This is a genomic window from Veillonella parvula (assembly GCF_032577575.1).
GTDB lineage: Bacteria > Bacillota > Negativicutes > Veillonellales > Veillonellaceae > Veillonella.
Map to the genome: position 1 here is coordinate 244,512 of NZ_JAWFVO010000001.1, position 18,538 is coordinate 263,049.

Sequence of the window (18,538 nt, forward strand, 5' to 3'; positions counted from 1 at the left end):
AAAACTACTAAGGAGGATGACTTATGAAAAGTATGACCGGTTTTGGTTCTGGCACAGCAACCAAAGATGGTATTACCTGTACTGTAGAAATTAAGTCCGTAAATGCACGCTTCTTGGATCTATTTATTCGTAGTCCAAAACAAATGAATCCTTTTGAAAGTATTATTCGTGGAATGATACAAGATCGCATTACTCGTGGTAAGGTTGAGGTATCAGTTTCTATTCTAGATGCAGGAGAGCGACCTAAAACTTTCACTATTAATAGTGTATTGAGAAAGCAGATACAAGAGTTATTGGTACAAGAGGAGTTCTATGATAACCCCAAGAAGGTACCTTTACAAGCTGTAAATTCGATTTCTAACGAATGGATTCAACAACAAGATACACCAATTGCTGAAGAGGTACTTTCAGATATTGTAAAAGAAGCAACTACTCAAGCATTAGATGCTTTAATAGCAATGCGAACTGCGGAAGGTCAACATATCAATCAGGATTTATTAGAACGTATCGGAACACTTGAATATATAATTACTAAAATAGACACTAATAAATCTGATGCTGTAGAAGCATATCGGGAGCATATAAAAACTAAGATTCAGGAATATTTAATTTCTTTAGAAGCGAGTATTAGTGAAGATCGTTTTATACAAGAAATTGCTTTATTAGCTGATAAGACGGATATTACGGAAGAGATTGTCCGATTTACCTCTCATGTGGTACAATTAAAAAATACACTTGCAGATACAAATTCAATCGGTCGTAAGATTGATTTTATTTTGCAAGAAATGAATCGTGAGGTAAATACAATCGGCTCCAAAGCAATGGATTCGATTATTACTGAGTTTGTGGTTCAACTTAAATGTGAGTTAGAGAAAATTAGAGAACAAGTACAGAATGTAGAGTAATAGGAGGTCTATGAATGAGTATTCAATTACTGAATATAGGCTTTGGTAATATGGTATCTGCTAACCGTGTTATGGCTATTATTAGTCCTGAATCCGCCCCTATAAAGCGGATGGTTCAAGATGCTAGAGATAAGGGATTGCTCATTGATGCCACATATGGTCGTAAGACACGTGCTGTATTAGTTATGGATAGTGGTCAAATTGTATTATCTGCAATTCAACCTGAAACCGTAGCACATCGACTTGTGCAACATGATGTGGATGTAGATACAGTGGAATCATAGGAGTGCATATGTCAGACAGAGGATTATTAATCGTTATATCCGGGCCATCTGGCGCAGGTAAAGGTACGATTTGTGCGAATATTCGTAAAGAAATGCCTAATTTAGTTTATTCCGTTTCTATGACAACCCGTGCTCCACGTGTGGGTGAAAGGGAAGGAATTAACTATTTCTTCCGCTCTAAAGAGGAATTTGAGTCTTTGCTTAGTGAAGACGCATTCTTAGAATATGCTAAGGTATATGATAATTACTATGGTACTCCAAAACAGCATGTAATGGATTTATTAGATGATGGGAAAAGTGTACTATTAGAAATCGATATTCAAGGCGCTATGCAGGTTAAGGAACGTTTTAGCGATGCTGTATTTATTTACATTGTACCGCCGTCACTATCGGAGTTATCTGAACGTTTACATAATCGTGGCACAGATGCTAAAGAAGTCATTGATAAACGATTGTCATTGGCTTGTTCAGAATTAGCCTTAGCTCATCGTTATGACTATATCGTCGTAAATGATGATTTAGCAGAGGCTTCTTTAAAGGTTGCCTCTATCTTGCGAGCTGAGTCTTGTAAGATTAGTCGTAATAAAGAGCAAATTCAATATATTTATAAACAATATCAAGAGTCTAAGGAGAAGTGATAGTATGATGGTAAAACCTCCATTAAAAAAATTGGAAAGCCAAGTAGATAGCAAATATACATTGGTGACTTTAGCGGCTAAACGCGCTCGCGAATTAACAGATGGCGAACCTTGCTTAGCAGAATCTACACATGCGACTGACAAGCCTGTATCTTTGGCATTTTATGAAATTGCTGAAGGTGAAGTGACATATAAACGCACTAAAGAAGGCATTAAATAAAAAATCAATTCCTTGTATCAATGATACAAGGAATTTTTAAAAGGAGAAGAACATGCGCGGAAAACATATCATTGTCGCAGTATCTGCAGGTATTGCAGCGTATAAGGCAATTGAAGTGGTAAGCAGACTTCGTAAAAAAGGGGCTGAAGTAAAGGTTGTAATGACACAAAATGCAACGCATATTGCGTCACCTTTAACATTTGGTGAAATTAGTGGACATCCTGTAGCTTTAGACATGTTTGAACAAGTTCATCAGTGGGATGTAGAACATATTGCACTGGCCACTTGGGCAGATGCATATGTAGTTGTGCCTGCAACAGCAAATGTGATCGGAAAAATTTATGCAGGCATTGCTGATGATATGTTAACTACAACAATTATGGCCACCACAGCACCTAAGTACCTTTGTCCTGCTATGAATACAGAAATGTATAATAATCTTATTACTCAACGCAATTTAGAAGGATTACGTTCTTTGGGCTACCATATTATGGACCCTGCAGAAGGTTGGTTAGCTTGTGGCATCACTGGTGTAGGACGTTTACCGGAGCCCGAAGCAATTGTGGATTGGCTAGAAGCTAAAATGTGCAGCACCAATGAGCTTGAAGGTACTACTATACTTGTTACAGCTGGCGGAACACAGGAGAGTATTGATCCTGTTCGGTATATTGGAAATCGTTCTAGCGGTAAGATGGGGTATGCCATTGCAGAACAGGCTGCACGCATGGGGGCTAAGGTGATATTAGTAAGTGCTCCCACATCCTTGCCTATACCAAATGGCGTAGACTTTATTTCTGTAGATTCCGCGGTATCTATGCAGGAGGCTGTTGAAGCTCGTTATAATGATGTTAATGTAGTTATTATGGCTGCCGCTGTTTCTGACTTTAGAGTCCTTCATAAAGCAGAGCAAAAAATAAAAAAAATGGAGTCTATGACCATAGAACTTGTAAAAAATCCAGATATTCTACAAGGGTTGGGCTCTAAAAAAAGTCATCAAATTCTTGTTGGTTTTGCGGCAGAAACAGAACATGTAATCAAGTATGGTCAGGATAAAGTGGCTAAAAAAAATCTAGATATGCTTGTAGCCAATGATGTAAGCAAATCGAATGCAGGTTTTAATGTAGATACGAATGAAGGCTATTTTTTATATCCTGATAAAGAGCCTAAAGAAATGCCTAATATGAAAAAATCTGACCTTGCTCGACATATCCTTAGAGAAGTTATTGATTTAGTAGCAAACAGAGCTGATATAAATTAATTCTTGTGTGTGTTGTTTTAAAAAGGGTGTGTTTTTCTTACATGTTTGCTATACAAAAAGCATATTTAGACGGCTCATTAGGAAAAGGAAAATGGAGTAATAATATTATCGCCGGATTGGTCGTAGGGGTTGTGGCTCTGCCTTTAGCAATGGCCTTTGCTATTGCTAGTGGAGTTACACCGCAGGCGGGCATTTATACGGCAATCATTGCAGGTATATTTGTATCCTTGTTTGGTGGCTCCCCTGTTCAGATTGCGGGCCCTACAGGGGCATTTATCGTTCTATTGAGCAGTATCGTTGTCAATTATGGCTTTGAAGGTTTACAAATTGCGACCATGATGGCAGGAGTTATTCTGGTTTTAATGAGTGTTGCAAAGTTAGGGACAGTCATTCGGTTTATACCCACACCTGTTATTATGGGTTTTACAGCGGGTATTGGTGTTACAATTTGGGTGGGGCAATGGCCATATTTCTTTGGATTTCCACCGTTGCCTTATATGGCTCATTTCCATGAAAAATTATGGGCTATGATTCAGTCCTTACCATACTCTGACTTACCTACATTGGGGATTGCGATCTTAAGCTTAAGTCTACTGTTAGTTTTACCTAGAATCCCACATATTAATAAAGTTCCAGCTCCCATTGTAGCTATGATTGTTGCTACGGTTATTCAAGCCATCTACCAATTTCCTACGGTTTTAACCATTGGTAGTGCATTTGGTGGCATACCTCAAGGTTTGCCAGAATTTTCTGTACCAAAATTGAGTTTTGATAAAATCTTATCCTTAATCGGGCCGGCTTTTACAATTGCCATGCTAGGCGCTATTGAATCCTTATTGTCTGCAGTTGTTGCTGATGGTATGAGTGGCACCAAGCATGAATCTAATACTGAATTATTTGGACAAGGATTAGCTAATATATTTGCGCCATTGTTTGGTGGAATTGCATCAACCGGTGCTATTGCGCGAACTGCTACAAATATTCGTCAAGGTGGTAATTCTCCGGTGGCAGGTATTGTTCATGCCATTACATTAGGTGCCATTCTTTTATTTTTAGCCCCATATGCAGTGTATATTCCGTTGGCATCTATGGCAGCCATATTATTTGTAGTAGCCTACAATATGAGTGATGTACCACGTTTTATACGAATGCTTATTCTCGCACCTCGTCCAGATCAAATAATATTATTGCTTACCTTTTTCCTGACTATTTTTACGGATTTAGTAGTAGCTGTAAATGTAGGTGTAGTACTTGCAGTGTTGCAGTTTATGCGCAAAATGGTTAATACAATTGATGTGCATGAAGCAAGTAGTGCCGAATTATCAGCACAGATTAGGCATGAGATTACAATCCATCCAGAAATAATGGTATACACTGTAGAAGGCCCATTATTCTTTGGTGCTATAAGTGCATTTGATAGAGCGTTAAACTCTATACATAAAGATCCTAAATATTTAATCATTCGTTTTGTAAAAGTACCATTTGTAGATTTAACGGGTTTACGTATTTTACGAGGTATTATTGAAGAACTTCAAAAAAGAGGCATAGAAGTTTTGCTTAGTGATGTGAGTTACGATATACGTAGAGAGATGTATAAATCTAATTTCTTGGATATTCTGGGCCGTCATCATATGTATCGTCAGTTTGAAAGTGCCCTTCATAAGGCTGAACATGATTTAGCTTTAAAAGAGGCAAGAGAGGTATAATAATGACTTGCTTTCTCACTGTAAATACACTATAATATTTCTGTAACTCATCAAGAGTAGTGGAGGGATAGGCCCTGTGAAGCTACAGCAACCATTCCAAGCGGAAAAGGTGCTAATTCCTATGACAAATGTCGTTAGATGGGAGGGTCTCTCATGAGTGCATGAGAGACTTTTTTTCGTATTAGGAGGATAAAATGGCTGAAAAACATATGTTTTTTACTTCTGAATCTGTTACTGAAGGCCATCCAGATAAAATAGCTGACCAAATTTCTGATGCTGTTTTGGATGCGATTATTGAAAAGGATCCAACTGCTCGTGTGGCTTGTGAAACTTTAGTTACTACTGGTTTAGTTCATGTAGTAGGTGAAATTTCTACTCACACATATGTAGATATTCCTCGCATCGTACGTGATACAATTCGTGAAATTGGTTATACTCGTGCAAAATTTGGTTTTGATTGTGATACTTGTGGTGTACTTGTATCCATCGATGAACAATCTGCGGATATCGCCATGGGTGTTGATGAAGCACTTGAATCAAAAGATGGCAATGGTGAAGTGCTTGATAAAATCGGTGCTGGTGACCAAGGTATGATGTTTGGCTATGCATCTAATGAAACACCTGAACTCATGCCTTTGCCAATTTCCTTGGCACATCGTTTATCTCGTCGACTTACAGAAGTTCGTAAGGATGGGACCTTAACTTACTTACGTCCAGACGGTAAGACTCAAGTTACTGTAGAATATGTTGATGGTAAACCTAAGCGCATTGATACAATTGTTATTTCTACGCAACATAGCCCTGAAGTTACCCAAGAACAAATTAAAGCCGATTTGAAGCGTTATGTAATTGACGCAGCGTTGCCTGCTGAATTCGTTGATGAAAATACTAAATACTTCATCAATCCAACTGGTCGTTTCGTAATTGGAGGACCTCATGGAGATGCTGGTTTAACTGGCCGTAAAATTATTGTAGATACATACGGTGGTATGGCCCGTCATGGTGGCGGTGCATTTTCTGGTAAGGATCCATCTAAGGTGGACCGTTCTGCAGCATACGCAGCGCGTTATGTAGCTAAAAATGTTGTAGCAGCAGGTCTTGCTGATAAATGTGAAGTGCAAGTTGCTTATGCAATTGGGGTTGCTCATCCTGTATCTATTTTAGTTGATACTTTTGGTACAGGTCGCATAGAGGAAACAAAAATTCAAGAGCTTGTTAAAAAACATTTCGACCTTCGTCCAGCAGGAATCATTGAAATGCTTGATTTGTTAAAGCCTCATTATCGCAAAACTGCAGCGTATGGTCACTTTGGTAGAACTGATGTGGATTTACCTTGGGAACGTACAGATAAAGCACAAATTCTAAAAGAAGAAGCTGGCTTATAATACAAAAGGTCTTGGTAGAATTTCTACTGAGACCTTTTATAATAAACGAAAGGAAATAATGTATGCGCGTAGCACAAGTTATAATTAACAGACCAGCCAAACAACTTCATAAACCTTTGAGCTATTTAATGCCTGAAAAGTTTGGTAATGTTTTACCTGGTACGCGCGTACTCATTCCTTTAGGACATAGTCGTGAAGAAGGCATTCTTATTGGTTACGACGAGTTAGTTGAGCCGCCAGAGTTCACTTTACGAAATATTGTGCAAGTATTAGATAGTGAACCTTGGTTTACACCGGAAATGATGGATACGGCCCGTCGTCTAAATGAGTATTATTTATTCTCTTATGGCGATGCATTGCGATTGTTTACAGTGAATAAGACATTAAAATCTTACGAGGCACCAAAGGAAGAATGGTTAGTAGTTATGCCAGAATTTTCGGTGGCACAATTTAGTGAACGGAAAAAGAAACAACGAGAATTAGCAAAATACTTACTTGAAGTGGGCGGAGCATCTAAGGCATTACTGCTAGCTAAAGGCTATTCTCGTATGGTCATTAAACAAGTGAGTGAAGCTAAAGGTATTGTCGTTGAAGCTCGTTTTAAAGCCACAAAAACAACATTTGATGAGCTTTTAACAGAAGAAGTTAATATTCCTCTTACTGAAGCTCAACAAGCTGTATATGGACCAATACAAGCTGCAATGAATAGCCATGAACATAAAACCTTTTTACTTCATGGTGTCACTGGTAGTGGTAAGACTCAATTATATTTACGTGCTACAGCAAAATGTATTAGTCAGGATAAGACGGCTATTATTTTAGTACCTGAAATTATATTGACTGATCAAATTGTGAGACGATTTGTAGAAACTTTTGGTGACGAAGTCGTAGTATTTCATAGTAAATTGACGGTACAACAACGGAATAATAATTGGGAGCGTTTGCGCCGTAAGGATAGTCACATTATTATTGGTGCTCGTTCTGCCGTATTTGCGCCAGCTGAGGATATCGGCCTTATTGTGGTCGATGAAGAACATGATCCATCTTATAAACAAGAGGATATGGTTCGATATCATGCACGTAACGTGGCATTGTGGCGTGCTGAGGCACATGGTTGTCCCGTTATTTTAGGTTCTGCTACACCATCTGTTACTTCGTATTATAAAGCTAAGCAAGGGGAGTATCATTTACTAGAGTTGCCAAATCGCATTTTTGAGCAACCTATGCCGAAGGTTACTATAGTAGATATGAAGGAAGAAATTCTTCATGGAAATTACTCCGTTTTTTCTGATGCCATGAGTCGCTTAATTCAACATACATTGGATGAGCATAATCAAATGATTATTCTGTTAAATAGACGCGGTTATAGTACTTTTGTTATGTGCCGGGATTGTGGGGAAACTATTATGTGTCCTCATTGTGATGTAGCTATGGTTTATCACCAAGCTGGTGAAGAATTGCGTTGTCATTATTGTGAACATCATGAACCAATTCCAACTGTTTGTCCCAAATGTAATAGTAAGAGGATTAAGTTTTTTGGTTCAGGCACACAAAAGGTAGAGGAAGAGTTACGTCGTCACTTTAAATCGGCCCGCATTGCTCGTCTTGATCAAGATGTGACAAAAAAAAAGCAATTAGCAGAAGATATTTTACATGACTTTGGGGCTCATAAATATGATATTTTGTTGGGAACACAAATGGTATCTAAAGGTCATGACTTTAAAGATGTAACAGCTGTTGGTATTTTAACAGCCGATTCAGTTTTGAATATTCCTGTTTATACAGCTTCAGAACGAACTTTTGATTTACTTACTCAAACCTCTGGACGTGCCGGTAGGGGTGAAAAACCGGGTAGCGTTGTAATACAAACATATAATCCTTTAAATTATGCTATAATAAAGAGTAAGGCTCATGATTATATAGGCTTTTACAATGAAGAAATTAAAAATCGTAAAGCTTTAGGATATCCTCCATTTCGCGAAATGATTCATATGGTAGTGCGTCATCAAGATATGAAAACATTAGAGTCTATAGCAAATCGTATTGTCGATGACTTGGAGTCTTATAAAGGAAATCAGGATATTTTGATTAATGGTCCTTATGAAGCGCCTATAAAAAAAGTGCGCGATATGTATCGTTTAGCTATTATGATTCGCGGTACAGATTTAACAAATTTGAAAGAATATATATATAACTCATGGATTTTCACGCAAGAAGGACTGCTGATTGACGTGGATCCCGTGTAGTGTAGGAGTATCAATGGCTGTATTAGATGTTGTGAAAGCAGGTCATCCCGTTTTAAAACAAGTGGCGGAACCTGTAGAACATGTTAATAAAAAACTTAGAGTCCTTATCGATGATATGGCTGAAACTATGTATAAGACTGAAGGAGTTGGTCTTGCAGCACCTCAAGTGGCTGTAGCTAAACGTATTATCGTTGTAGATGACCAATCTGGTAGTGGTCTTATTGCGCTAATTAACCCTGAAATCACTCATGCTGAAGGTTCTCAAGTTGGACCTGAAGGATGCTTAAGTGTGCCAGGATATTTCGGAGATGTGGAACGATTTAATAAAGTCACCGTTAAAGGTATTGATCCACATAATAAGAAGGTAACTATAAAAGCTGAAGGTTTTTTGGCGCGTATTTTCCAACATGAAATTGATCACTTGGAAGGTCATTTGTTTATTGAAAAAGCAACTAACTTACGATTAATTACTGATCATCCAGAGGAGAAAGAAATTGTCTGATAATAAACAATTACGCATCGTTTTTATGGGGACACCAGACTTTTCTGTGCCTACCTTAGAGGCTTTGATTCAAGCTGGTCATTCTATTGTCGGTGTGTATTGCCAGCCTGATAAACAAAAAGGGCGTGGTAAACAAGTTCAAATGCCCCCTGTAAAAGTAGCTGCTTTAGAGCATGACTTGCCTGTATATCAACCAGTCACTTTGCGTGATGAACAAGTGAGAGCCGAATTAGAAGCATTACAACCAGATGTAGTGATTGTTATTGCGTATGGTAAAATTTTACCTCCTTGGCTTATTCGATTGCCGCAATATGGTTGTATTAATGTTCATGCCTCTATTTTACCTAGTTATAGAGGCGCTGCGCCAATTCACTATGCAATTCTTAATGGAGACTCTAAAACGGGTGTTACCATAATGCATATGGATGATGGACTTGATACAGGTGATATCATCGACATTGTGGAGACAGATATTTTACCCGGTGAAACGACAGGACAGTTATTTGAACGTATAGCTGTACTGGGGGGTGAAACTATAGTACCTGTATTAACTCGTTGGGTTAATGGAGAAATTGTGGCTACACCACAAGATGATACAATGGCTACACATACTACTAAGATTACAAAGGAAATGGGGCAGATCGACTGGTCTAAGCCGGCTAATGAAATTGCAAACCTCATTAGAGGACTTAATCCAGCACCTGGATGTTATACATATCTCGATGGAAAACGTTTAAAAGTATGGTCTGGAGAAGTGGTTCCCAGTGATACGACTCACTGTTTGATAGATGTTCATGGTAAACATGTACCAATTGCTATATCAGCCACAACTGTGCCTGGTACAATCGTATCTAAAATAGCCGGTTTAGGTGTATTTTGTGGTGATGGAAATATAATTCTATTAACAGAAGTCCAACCAGAAAATAAAAAACGCATTTCTGCAATTGATTTTATAAATGGACATCAGATAAAGGAAGGTATCGTTTTTGGGGACTCAATATAAGCAGTACGAAACGTATCCGTTATACTTGATTTTATCAACTATTACATGTGCTTTGCTCACAGCAGTACTAGCCTTTCTAATGTATATATTAGAACCAGGACTTTTACAATTGCATCCATTTGCATCAATTATAAGTAGTGTAGTTATATCTATACTTATTGCTATTATATGGATTTTGTGCTTATCTTTAATTGTTGCTAGCACAGGTATTATACGGTTACATCCTATTGTTTTAAGACTAGCCAATCAGTTTATTTATGGATTATTTCCATTAACTTTGGCGATTGGTAAGGTGAGAGGGGTTACTAAGGATCAACTCCGCCAGTCTATGATTGATTTAATCAATCATTTAGTAATGTTAGATATGTATACGGTAGATCCAGAACGTATATTATTATTAACTCCTCACTGTTTACAAGAAAGTTCGTGTGTTCATAAGGTTACACATGATGTATATAATTGTAAGCAGTGTGGGCGATGCCAGGTTGGTAATTTGTTGCAAGTGGCTAAGGACTATGGTTGTCAATTTATAGTTGTCACTGGAGGCACCTTAGCGCGGATGAAGGTAAAGGAAGCACGCCCAAAAGCTATTGTAGCAATAGCTTGCGAACGAGATTTAGCAAGTGGAATGGCTGATGTATTTCCCATCCCAGTTATTGGGGTATTAAATGAACGTCCTAATGGGCCATGTTGTAATACAACAGTCGATTCTGAACGTGTTCGAGCAGTAGTAGAACAATTGATTGGTAGGAATAGTAATGATAGAGGTAAAGACTAATCAACAACAAAATATTCGATTGCTCGCTGTAAAAGCATTGAGTGAAATTAATCGCAATGGTGCTTATGCAAATATAAAGTTGCAAGAGTATTTACAGAAATATCATCTATCCGATTTAGATCGAAGATTCTTTACTGAACTTGTGTATGGAGTCATTCGTAGAAAAAATTACTTGGATGCTATTATTGTTTTCTTTGCAAAGCGCCCCTTAAAGAAACTATCTTCTATGGTTGTGGAAATTCTTAGACTTGGTATTTATCAAATTATCTATATGGATAAGGTTCCTGAAAGTGCGGCTGTTAATGAATCTGTTAAACTCGCCAAAAAGCTAACTAGAGGTTTATCTGGTTTTGTAAATGCTGTTTTACGTTCGGTTTTACGTGAAAGTGATAGCATTTCTATAGGTGAACTAGCTAAGTCCGAAGCTGAAGAAATTTCCTTTATCTACAATCAACCATTATGGCTTGTCAACTTATGGATAAAAGAAATGGGAAAAGATAAGACCGTAGATCTTTGTGCTTGGTTTAATGAACAACCTCGTTTGACGGCTCGCATAAATACAGTGAAAGTATCTATTGAGGATTGTTTAAAAGAATTAGAAGATTTAGATTGGATTGTAGAACAGGATACATATATTCCTGAAGTAGTTTATATTGATGGACATCAAGGTCATTTAGAAAAAGCCAAACCTGTTTTAGATGGTCATATTACTTTTATGGATAAAGCATCTATGTTAGTAGCCCATGTGGTGGATCCTCAACCAGGAGAGCGTATCTTAGACTGTTGTGCTGCACCAGGTGGCAAGTCTATGCATATGGCAAGTCTTATGAACAATACAGGAGCTATTATGAGTTGTGATATTTACGACCATAAATTAGAACTGATTAATCAAAATGCTGAGCGATTAGGTGTATCTATTATTTCTACTAAGCTTCAAGATGGTCGTTATCTACCTGATAATTGGAGAGAACAATTTGATCGCGTCTTAGTTGATGCTCCTTGTTCTGGTCTAGGTATATTACAAAAGAAATTAGATATGCGTTGGCGTAAAATAGAGTCTTTACTTATTGAGTTGCCGCCGTTACAGCTTGAAATATTAGAAAAAGCTTCTGAAATGGTTAAGGTTAATGGATATTTAGTATATTCCACATGTACTATGAATAGTGGTGAAAATGAAGCTGTTCTAAATAAATTCTTGGCAATTCATAAGAACTTTATCATCGATCCTGTATCATATAAAGGGGCACCACAAGCTATAGATGGTATGATTACAACCTATCCACCGCGAGATCATATGGATGGTTTCTTTATGGCTCGCATGAAACGCTTATCATAATATAAGAAATGGAGCACCATGATAGAATTATTGGGTAAGTCTTTAGAAGAATTACAATCTATCTTTAAGACCCATAATATACAAAAGTTTCGAGCGAAACAGTTAATTGACTATATCTATCATAGATATATTTTTGATTTTGAAGACATGACACAATTTCCGAAAGACTTGCGTCAATGGCTAAATGATAATTGTGTTATTTCTTTACCTACATTAATTACAGAGTCTATTGCCCCTGATGGAAAGACTCGCAAAATTCTTGTAGAGATGACAGATCAAAGTCGTGTGGAAGCAGTTTTGATGGAGCAACACTATGGGTATTCTGTATGTGTTTCCTCTCAAGTGGGGTGTGCTATGGGATGTGTATTCTGTGCTTCTACACAAGGTGGCTTATACAGAGATTTAACAGTCGCTGAGATTATTGGACAAGTTGTCATATTTGGGGCTCTTACTAAAGAGGAAATACGTTCTGTTGTCGTTATGGGCGCAGGGGAGCCGTTACAAAATTATGATAATGTATTACAAGCATTACAACTACTACATGATCCTATGATTTGTAATATTAGTTATCGTAAGATGACGATTTCCACTTGTGGTTGGGTTCCTAATATTTATAAATTAGCTGATGAAGGTTTGCCAATAACCTTAGCACTTTCATTACATGCTACAAATAATGAAGTTCGTCGTAGTATTATGCCCGTTGGGGCACGTTATGAATTGACGGAAGTCTTAGATGCGGTAAAATACTATTATAATACGACACAGCGTCGTGTTACCTTTGAGTATATTCTTATAGATTCTGTAAATGCATCTATGGATGAGGCTCATGCTTTGGGGAAAATCTGTAAAGATTTCCCAAATTGTCATGTTAACTTGATCCCAGTTAATGGCAATGAACATATTGAATTATATAAACCATCTATTACGAATATGAATACATTTAAAGACATCGTCAGTTCCTATGGTGTATCAGTAACGGTACGAAAGGAAATGGGCGATGCAATCCAAGCCGCATGTGGGCAGTTAAAGGCTGCTCATGGTCGGAAAAAGGAGAATCATGAATAATTTTGTTGGTTTAAGTAAAATTGGGCTTGTGCGCCAGCGTAACGAGGACCGTTTCTTCATTGATGGCCATATTTGTGCTGTTACTGATGGCATGGGTGGTTATAGCGGTGGTGAAATTGCAAGTACCTATGCTGTAGATGAAATAAAAGAATATTTGTCCTCCCTTGAAACGATAGTTCAACAAGACTTATGTGATGCTATTATTCACGCTAATCAACGTATTGTAAATCGCGTTGCTTGTGAAGAACGTCTTGCTGGTATGGGTACTACCGCTGTAGTTACAGCTATAAATGGTAATCAACTTTACTGGGCAAGTGTTGGTGATAGTCGTTTGTATGTATATAGAGATGGTCATTTACGACAAATTACTACGGATCATTCTATGGTACAAGAATTATTAACAGCTGGAGAGATTACAAAGGATGAAATGCTAAATCACCCTCAACGGAATTTATTAACTCGCGCAGTTGGTGTTGATGAAATCTTAGAGGTTGATAGTGGCGTAGAATCTATTCTTCCCGGTGATCGTATTTTACTTTGCACTGATGGATTAAGTGGCTATGTATCCGATGATGTAATTGCCTCTGCATTACAATCAACGGATGATGATATGTTGGTTATTGAATCATTGATGGAAGCTGTATATGAAGTCGGAGCAGGAGATAATGTGACCATTGTGGTGGGAACAATCTAATCTAGAAATGGAGAAATAATGAGTACTATGAATATAAAAGGTATACTTCTAGATAACCGCTACCGAATTGTTGATAAAATTGGCGTTGGTGGAATGGCTGATGTATACCTTGGAGAAGATACCTTACTAGGTAGACAAGTAGCAATAAAAGTATTGCATGCTAATTTTGCAAATGATGACGAATTTGTGACTCGATTTAAACGAGAAGCACAAGCGGCAGGTAAATTAAATCATCCAAATATTGTAAATATGTATGATGTAGGTTTTGATCAAAATCTACATTACATTGTCATGGAATATGTAGATGGTGAAACCTTAAAAAAATATATAACTCGTCATGGAAGACTGTCCATAGATGAGGCTGTTAAATTTACTATCGCCATAGCTGAAGGCTTAGAACACGCGCATACAATGGGCATTGTTCATTGTGATATAAAGCCACATAATGTTATTATTACCAATACGGGGCGCGTTAAAGTAACTGACTTTGGTATTGCTCGTGCAATAAATGCAACTAACACAGTTATGTATACGAATTCGATTTTGGGTTCAGCACACTATTTATCACCAGAGCAAGCTAGTGGTAAACCGGTAGACGGCAATACAGATATCTATTCTCTGGGTGTCGTATTGTATGAAATGCTTACAGGTCGTGTACCATTTGAAGGGGAAACGCCAATTGCGGTAGCATTAAAACATGTTCGTGAGAAGGTAGAACCTCCAACACGATATAATCCATCAATTCCTCCGCTTTTAGAAGCTGTTGTTATGAAAGCATTATCTAAAAATCCTGCTGATCGATTTGATTCTATCTCTGATATGATCAGTGATTTGCGATTATCTCAAGGTTTTACGATGGGCAAAACACAACGTCATGAACCATATGACTTTGCTACACAAATGATTCCTGCTGTTGATCCTGAAGCACTTGAAGATCTTAGTACGATTCAAGAAGAACGAAAAGAAGAGGGTAAAAAGAAGAGTATGTTAAGTAAAATTGCATCGATTCCACAAAAATACATCGTTCTAGGTGCTGCTGTCATTTTCTTAGTAGCATTTTTAGGTGCTTTCTTAAGCTACGGTAATTTCTGGAGTAATACAACAGTAGATGTACCTAATGTGGTAGGCAAACAAGTTTCTGTAGCAAAAAATATCTTAGAAGATAAACATTTGCGTGTGTCTACAAGTGAAGTCACAAATCCAGATGTGCCAGCTGGTCAAGTTATTTCTCAAACTCCTGGAGCTGGAGAGAAGGTTAAAGAGCAACGAACAATCCATCTTGTGGTTTCTAAAGGTGTAGGCGATATTACGGTGCCAGATTTAACTGATTTAACTGTGGATCAAGCCCGTCAACGACTTAAAGATTTAGGTTTAGTTGTGGGGAAAATAACACAGCAATCTGTAGATGGTAAAAAAGATGGTGTAATCATTGCTCAGAGTCCTTCCGGAGATTCTAAAGTGTCTAAAGGGACAACAATTGATCTCGTTGTAAATAAAGCGAAGGCTAAGAAAGTCAAAGTACCTAATCTTGTTGGTATGACATTAAAAGATGCTCGTGATACATTGAGTAATATTCAACTAGGTGTAAACCAAGTATCTGGATCTGTGGAAGAAAAATCTGTGGTTATAGAGCAAAGCATTAAAGCTGGCGATGAAATTGACGAAGGCTCCACATTAAATCTTACGACTGAGTTCAAAGATGATAAAAAGAAATCTGATAAAAAAGATGGAAACAGTGGTAATAAAACAACTGGTACTATAGATGTTACTGTACCAGCTGGTTCTAAAAATCAAGAACTTAAAATTGTCGTAAAAGATGATGAAGGTTCCGCAGTAATTTATGATGATACCAATAAACCTGGAGATCGTATTGTTCGAAAAGTGTCTGGTGTAGGTAATGTACGTATTGAGGTATACCTCAATGGTGCATTAGTGCAAGAAACTGCATTATAAGAGGTACTATGATTACAGGCATTGTTGTCAAAAATATGAATGGGTACTTTTATGTACAAGATGATACGGGCACCATTCATGAATGTAAGGTTCGTGGCAGACTTAAGAAAGGTCGTTATAGTTTACTTGTGGGTGACCGCGTTACGATTTCGGAGGATGGGTTCGTTGAATCCATCCATGGACGTCATAATTCGATGGTACGTCCAGCAGTAGCTAATATTGACCAAGTTGTATTAGTTGTGGCTGCCCATGAACCAGATATTAATGAGCTATTACTTAATAAAATGCTCGTTATGATTGAACATGCGGATATACCTATCGTGCTATGTATCAATAAATGTGACCTGATGGATTCAGAGACGGAAACTATGGTTGATCTTTATAAATCAATTGGTTATAAGGTTTTGATGACATCCACATATAATATGACAGGCATCGATGATTTACGTCATGTGCTTCAACATAAGGTAACAGCTTTTGCAGGTCCATCTGGTGTTGGTAAGAGTAGTCTTTTAAATGCAGTAGACCCAAAATTCGCCTTCCAGACTGGGGAGGTAAGTGATAAGATTAAACGTGGCAAACACACCACTCGTCACGCTTCTTTATATAGTTTAGATGCAGATTCTTTTATCATGGATACACCTGGATTTAGTGCTATTGAATTTAATGATGTTTCCCTTGAAAGATTGCCTACATTATTCCCAGAATTTGGTGAATATGTTGATACTTGTAAATTTAGTCCTTGCTATCATGAACATGAACCCATTTGTGGGATTAAAGCTGCTCTAGAAGCTGGTCATATTCATCAAGGACGATATGATGCTTATATGTCTATACGTAATGATATAGAAAGTCAACGAAAGAGGTTTTAATATGATAAAAATTGCACCATCTATGCTTTCCGCAAATTTTGCGGTGTTAAGCGAGGAATTAAAATCTATTGAAGCAGCGGGGGCTGATTTATTACATATCGACATCATGGATGGACACTTTGTTCCTAATCTAACCTTTGGTGCTCCCATTGTGAAAGCCATTCGTCCATATACAAAATTACCATTTGATGTGCATTTGATGGTTACTAATCCTGGTGATTATGTAGAAGAATTTGCAAAAATTGGTGTAGAATATTTTACTTTTCATCAAGAAACTGTACCTCATATGCATCGTTTGATTCAACATATCAAGCAGTGTGGGATGAAGGCTGGTGTAGCATTGAATCCTAGTACACCTGTATCTCTACTAGAAGATGTAGCTGCAGATTTAGATATGATTTTAATTATGTCTGTGAATCCAGGATTTGGAGGACAATCTTTTATTAAGAATGCCATAAAAAAAGTTAAACAAGCTAAGATATTGTTAGAAGAAGTAGACAATTCAACGGCAGTCATTGAGGTAGACGGTGGTATTAACGATATTACTTGTGTACCGATTAAAAGAGCGGGGGCTACAGTTTTAGTTGCTGGTTCTGCAGTATTTGGTGCTGAAGATCGTGCAAGTATGATTGAATCCATTCGTAATAATTAAATAAATATTTTCATAATATTCTATAATTCAAATTTGAACATAAGATCGTACATCAATAAGAAAGAGAATGTATTTAAAATAAGGAGTGAGGAATACTTAAAGAATTCCTCACTCCTTGCTTGCTTTTGCCATGATTTTTTGTTAGAATTATTAGGTATGAAAAATATGCACGTCAGTGGACTTCGGTACTGTGCCTAATTTTGGGTGACCCGAAGGATGAAGCGGCGGAGGTTAATTAACAGGAGGTGCCACAATGGCAGTAGTATCAATGAAACAATTATTAGAGGCTGGTGTACACTTTGGTCATCAGACTAGAAGATGGAACCCTAAAATGGCGAAATTCATCTTCACTGAACGCAATGGTATTTATATCATTGATTTGTCTAAAACAGTTAAAAAAGTAGAAGAAGCTTACAATTTCTTGCGTGAAGTTGCTTCCCAAGGCGAAGTAATCTTGTTCGTAGGTACTAAAAAACAAGCTCAAGAAGCTATTAAAGAAGAAGCTATCCGTGCTAACATGTTCTTCGTTAACGAACGTTGGTTGGGCGGTATGTTGACTAACTTCAAAACAATTGAAACTCGTATTAAACGTTTAAAACAATTGGAAGCTATGGCAGAAGACGGTACTTTCGAAGTATTGCCTAAAAAAGAAGTTATCGGTCTTCGTCATGAAATGGATAAATTGGAAAAATACCTTGGCGGTATCAAAGATATGCCTAAAATGCCAGGTGCTCTTTTCGTAGTAGATCCTAAAAAAGAAAAAATCGCTATTGCAGAAGCTAAAAAATTGGGTATTCCTGTAGTTGCAACAGTTGACACTAACTGCGACCCAGACGAAGTTGATTTCCCAATCCCAGCAAATGATGACGCTATTCGCGCTGTTAAATTGTTGGCTGGTAAAATGGCTGACGCTGTTCTTGAAGGTCGTCAAGGCGAATCCTTTGAAGAAGCATTAGATAACATGGTAGCTGATTCCGCAGAAATGGTTCGAGACGGTAAAGCTTAATCGTTGTCGTATTAGCATTTGAAAGATAAATCTAT

The 18,538-nt window shown here is 37.6% G+C and carries 18 protein-coding genes and 1 riboswitch; all 18 genes read left to right on the forward strand.

Annotated features, from left to right (window positions below; genetic code table 11):
- The first annotated feature begins 23 nt into the window (after positions 1 to 23).
- The 18 genes from E7K77_RS01160 (at position 24) to rpsB (ending at position 18,503) form a co-directional block, all read left to right on the forward strand.
- Positions 24 to 905, forward strand: a complete 882-nt coding sequence (locus tag E7K77_RS01160) for a YicC/YloC family endoribonuclease (RefSeq protein ID WP_287525411.1) — start codon at positions 24 to 26, stop codon at positions 903 to 905.
- 14 nt (positions 906 to 919) lie between these two features.
- The gene (remA, locus tag E7K77_RS01165) at positions 920 to 1,189 is read left to right on the forward strand and encodes an extracellular matrix/biofilm regulator RemA (RefSeq protein WP_004695657.1); all 270 of its coding nucleotides are present in this window, start codon (positions 920 to 922) and stop codon (positions 1,187 to 1,189) included.
- Positions 1,190 to 1,197: 8 nt separating this feature from the next.
- A complete protein-coding gene (gene gmk / locus E7K77_RS01170; RefSeq protein WP_101928236.1) occupies positions 1,198 to 1,827 on the forward strand; it encodes a guanylate kinase in 630 nt (209 codons plus the stop codon).
- A 4-nt stretch (positions 1,828 to 1,831) separates the two neighbouring features.
- The gene (gene rpoZ / locus E7K77_RS01175; protein ID WP_004695660.1) at positions 1,832 to 2,047 is read left to right on the forward strand and encodes a DNA-directed RNA polymerase subunit omega; all 216 of its coding nucleotides are present in this window, start codon (positions 1,832 to 1,834) and stop codon (positions 2,045 to 2,047) included.
- Positions 2,048 to 2,099: 52 nt separating this feature from the next.
- Positions 2,100 to 3,305: a bifunctional phosphopantothenoylcysteine decarboxylase/phosphopantothenate--cysteine ligase CoaBC gene (coaBC, locus tag E7K77_RS01180; protein ID WP_004697207.1), complete on the forward strand. Its 1,206-nt coding sequence runs from the start codon at positions 2,100 to 2,102 to the stop codon at positions 3,303 to 3,305.
- 41 nt (positions 3,306 to 3,346) lie between these two features.
- Positions 3,347 to 5,011 (forward strand): SulP family inorganic anion transporter, encoded by a 1,665-nt coding sequence (locus E7K77_RS01185; protein WP_325305919.1) that lies wholly within the window; start codon positions 3,347 to 3,349, stop codon positions 5,009 to 5,011.
- A gap of 44 nt (positions 5,012 to 5,055) precedes the next feature.
- Positions 5,056 to 5,156: riboswitch (SAM riboswitch) on the forward strand.
- Positions 5,157 to 5,205: 49 nt separating this feature from the next.
- Positions 5,206 to 6,396, forward strand: coding sequence for a methionine adenosyltransferase (gene metK, locus E7K77_RS01190; RefSeq protein ID WP_004695665.1), 1,191 nt, complete (start codon positions 5,206 to 5,208; stop codon positions 6,394 to 6,396).
- A 62-nt stretch (positions 6,397 to 6,458) separates the two neighbouring features.
- Positions 6,459 to 8,642 (forward strand): replication restart helicase PriA, encoded by a 2,184-nt coding sequence (gene priA / locus E7K77_RS01195; protein WP_325305921.1) that lies wholly within the window; start codon positions 6,459 to 6,461, stop codon positions 8,640 to 8,642.
- 13 nt (positions 8,643 to 8,655) lie between these two features.
- Positions 8,656 to 9,144 carry a peptide deformylase gene (gene def / locus E7K77_RS01200; protein ID WP_012864309.1) on the forward strand — a complete coding sequence of 163 codons (489 nt, stop codon included), beginning with the start codon at positions 8,656 to 8,658 and terminating at the stop codon, positions 9,142 to 9,144.
- Complete coding sequence (gene fmt / locus E7K77_RS01205; RefSeq protein ID WP_012864310.1) at positions 9,137 to 10,147, forward strand: methionyl-tRNA formyltransferase; 1,011 nt, start codon at positions 9,137 to 9,139, stop codon at positions 10,145 to 10,147. Before def ends, fmt begins: the two co-directional genes overlap by 8 nt.
- Positions 10,131 to 10,925 (forward strand): DUF116 domain-containing protein, encoded by a 795-nt coding sequence (locus E7K77_RS01210; protein ID WP_004695673.1) that lies wholly within the window; start codon positions 10,131 to 10,133, stop codon positions 10,923 to 10,925. The genes fmt and E7K77_RS01210 overlap by 17 nt, the downstream gene beginning before the upstream one ends.
- Entirely contained in the window at positions 10,906 to 12,261 is a 1,356-nt protein-coding gene (rsmB, locus tag E7K77_RS01215) for a 16S rRNA (cytosine(967)-C(5))-methyltransferase RsmB (protein WP_287501403.1), read from the forward strand. The genes E7K77_RS01210 and rsmB overlap by 20 nt, the downstream gene beginning before the upstream one ends.
- 18 nt (positions 12,262 to 12,279) lie before the next feature.
- Positions 12,280 to 13,326, forward strand: a complete 1,047-nt coding sequence (gene rlmN / locus E7K77_RS01220) for a 23S rRNA (adenine(2503)-C(2))-methyltransferase RlmN (RefSeq protein WP_287501404.1) — start codon at positions 12,280 to 12,282, stop codon at positions 13,324 to 13,326.
- Complete coding sequence (locus E7K77_RS01225; RefSeq protein WP_325305926.1) at positions 13,319 to 14,020, forward strand: Stp1/IreP family PP2C-type Ser/Thr phosphatase; 702 nt, start codon at positions 13,319 to 13,321, stop codon at positions 14,018 to 14,020. The genes rlmN and E7K77_RS01225 overlap by 8 nt, the downstream gene beginning before the upstream one ends.
- 27 nt (positions 14,021 to 14,047) lie before the next feature.
- Complete coding sequence (gene pknB / locus E7K77_RS01230) at positions 14,048 to 15,973, forward strand: Stk1 family PASTA domain-containing Ser/Thr kinase (protein ID WP_042466902.1); 1,926 nt, start codon at positions 14,048 to 14,050, stop codon at positions 15,971 to 15,973.
- Between the two features lie 8 nt (positions 15,974 to 15,981).
- A complete protein-coding gene (gene rsgA, locus E7K77_RS01235; RefSeq protein ID WP_012864314.1) occupies positions 15,982 to 16,845 on the forward strand; it encodes a ribosome small subunit-dependent GTPase A in 864 nt (287 codons plus the stop codon).
- 1 nt (position 16,846) lies between these two features.
- Positions 16,847 to 17,497, forward strand: coding sequence for a ribulose-phosphate 3-epimerase (gene rpe, locus E7K77_RS01240; protein ID WP_101928244.1), 651 nt, complete (start codon positions 16,847 to 16,849; stop codon positions 17,495 to 17,497).
- A gap of 253 nt (positions 17,498 to 17,750) precedes the next feature.
- A complete protein-coding gene (gene rpsB, locus E7K77_RS01245; RefSeq protein WP_004695687.1) occupies positions 17,751 to 18,503 on the forward strand; it encodes a 30S ribosomal protein S2 in 753 nt (250 codons plus the stop codon).
- The last annotated feature ends 35 nt before the right edge of the window (positions 18,504 to 18,538 follow it).